General features: G+C 70.7%; 2 protein-coding genes. Both read right to left on the reverse strand.

Annotation, left to right across the window (positions count from 1 at the left end; genetic code table 11):
* The coding region (locus BN11_RS14965) for a DEAD/DEAH box helicase (RefSeq protein ID WP_235435502.1) at nt 1-1,282 on the reverse strand (1,282 nt) is incomplete at its 3' end.
* A 149-nt stretch (nt 1,283-1,431) separates the two neighbouring features.
* Nucleotides 1,432-2,774: molybdopterin-dependent oxidoreductase (locus BN11_RS14970; RefSeq protein ID WP_048698990.1), on the reverse strand; the 1,343-nt coding region annotated here is incomplete at its 5' end.

Below are 2,774 nucleotides of genomic sequence, written 5' to 3' on the forward strand. Positions count from 1 at the left end.
CCCGGCCCGGCCCCGGTGACTGCGCCGATCGCGACGGCTGACCGGAGCGCGGTTGCCGGGCGCGGCCCGGGGACGGTGCCGCTGGTGGCGTGGCGGCATAGCCACCGGGGAAATCCCTTGTGCCAGGGGCGAGTTGGCGAAGCAACGGGTGGGCCGGGTTGACGCGCGTGATGGTCGGGCGGATGCCGGCCTTGCGGGTCAGATCCCGGACATCGCGGACCTGGTCATCGAGCATCATCGTCACGACCGTGCCGGAGTTGCCCGCGCGGGCGGTGCGGCCGGAGCGGTGCAGGTAGGCCTTGTGCTCCACCGGCGGGTCGGCATGGATGACGAGCGCGACATCGTCGACATGGATGCCGCGGGCGGCGATGTCGGTGGCCACGAGGGTGCCGGCAGCGCCGCTGTGGAAGGCGTCCATCGTGCGGGTCCGGGCGTTCTGCGACAGGTTGCCGTGCAACTCGACCGACGGGACACCGGCCGCATTGAGTTGCCGCGCAAGCTTTTTGGCGCGGTGCTTGGTGCGGGTGAAGACGATCGTGCGGCCGGGCGCGGCGGTCAGGTCGAGCAGGACCGGCAGGTGGTGGTCCGGGCCGACGTGCAGCACGTGGTGGTCCATCTCGGCCACCGGGCTCTGAGCGGAGTCGGCTTCGTGGGTCACCGGCCGGCTCAGATAGCGCTTGGCGAGGACGTCGACGCCGGCGTCCAAGGTTGCCGAGAAGAGCATGCGCTGGCCCTCGCGAGGGGTGCGGTCGAGGAGACGGCGCACGACGGGCAGGAAGCCGAGATCGGCCATGTGGTCGGCCTCGTCGAGGACCGTGATCTCGACGGCGTCGAGGCTGAGGTGGCCTTGGCCGAGGAGATCCTCGAGTCGGCCCGGGCACGCGATCACGATGTCGACGCCCTTGCGAAGGGCCGCGACCTGGGGGTTCTGCCCGACGCCGCCGAAGACGGTGCGGGAGTTCAGGCCCGTTGCCGCGGCCAGCGGCGCGAGGGACTCCTCGATCTGCGCGACCAGTTCACGGGTGGGCGCGAGGATCAGCGCGCGGGGGCGCTTCGGCATACGGCGCGATGGGGCGAAGGCGAGTCGGGCGACGAGGGGCAGGAGGAATGCGTAGGTCTTGCCCGAGCCCGTGCGGCCGCGACCGAGGACGTCGCGCCCCGCGAGGGAGTCCGGGAGCGTCGCGGCCTGGATGGGAGTGGGGGTGGTGATGCCACGCTGCGCGAGGGCAGCGATCAGCTTGGCGGGCACGCCGAGCGTGCCGAAAGTCGTGTCGGTGGACACAGAAATGGTGCTCCAATGAGTCTCGAAGAGTCGTTCTGCCCGGCGCGAGCGTCGTTGGTGTGATGTAACCGGCTCGCAGCAGCACTGGCGATCGACAAGCGAAGCGGCCCGCGGCAGAACTGGTCGGGCCGATGACACAAGTGTAGGGGCTAGTTCACCCGAACGTTGACCATATGCAGTCCGCTCGCCCCATCAGGGGCCGGTTCGGCGATCTCACTGGACTGGATCGTGCCCTCGCCGTCCGTGGCGCGCGCCGTAAGTCGGCGACCACCGGTGTGCGCCTCCCAGGTCCAGCGCCACTGCCGCCAGTAGTGGCCGCCGACGTCGGGACCGAGCTCGGCTTCCTGCCATGGGCCCTCGTCGACACGGACCTCGACGCGCGAAATCCCTTGATGCGCTTGGGACCACGCGACACCTGCTACCACGACCTGGCCCTCGGCCACAGTCTCGCCACGCCGTGGCACGTCGATGCGGGCCTGCGTCTTGACTTCCGCCTGTTCGGCCCACCCGCGCGTGCTCCAGTAGGCCTTCTCGGCGGCATACGTCGTCGCGGTGAGACGGGTGAGCCACTTGGTGGCACCGACATACCCATACAACCCCGGTGTCACCATGCGCACGGGGTAGCCGTGTTCGCGGGTGAGCGGCTTGCCGTCCATCGCGACGGCGAGCAACGCGCCGCGCGCGTCGGTGAGCGCAGCGACGGGGGTGGAGATCGTCATACCGTCCTGCGATGTGCTGAGGATCTGATCGGCGGTGGCGCGAACTCCGGCGCGTGCCAACACATCTCGCGTCAGCACCCCTAACCAGCGCGTGGACCCGATGTATTCGCCCCCGACCGGATTGCTGACGCAGTTGAGGGTGATGTCGGCTTCGACCATCGGCATCGCGAGCAGGTCGTCGAAGGTCAGCTCGATGTGGCGGTCCACGTCACCGTCGATGCGCAGCCGCCAGTTGGCGGCGTCGATGCGTGGCAACACGAGCGCGGTGTCGACGCGATAGAAGTCGGCGACCGGGGTGCGCAGCGCGCTGAGCCCCGGGACCGTCGCCTCCAAGCCCGCCGGCAGGGGCGGGAGTGGGCGGGCCGGTGCCGGCAGGGCGAATGGCGTTGCGCTGCCTGCGGTTCCCGCGCCGAGCCGCATCCCGAGGTATGCCAGTCCACCGCCTGCCGCGGTCAACGCGCCGGCCGTGAGGAGGGTCCGTCGCACTGGGTCGGAGGGTGTCTGCGCCGGAGGATTGACATCTCGACGACCGCGAATCGACATCTCGACGGGGTCGAACCGAGATCTCGACGGGAGGATGGTGCGGAGGGTGAGGGAGCCGGCGGCGACGGCGGCGAGGGTGGGGAGGGCGGAGACCGGGCCGGCGTCCGGGCGGGTCAAGGCGGCCGCTGCGGAGAGGACGCCCAGGGCGACGAAGAGCCACGTGCCCAGGCGGCGCCGGGGCTGCAGCACACCGGCGAGCGCACCCAGGGCGAGCACGACCAGGACGACGC

It is taken from the genome of Nostocoides australiense Ben110 (assembly GCF_001050535.1).
In the GTDB taxonomy this organism is placed as follows: Bacteria; Actinomycetota; Actinomycetes; order Actinomycetales; family Dermatophilaceae; genus Nostocoides_A; species Nostocoides_A australiense.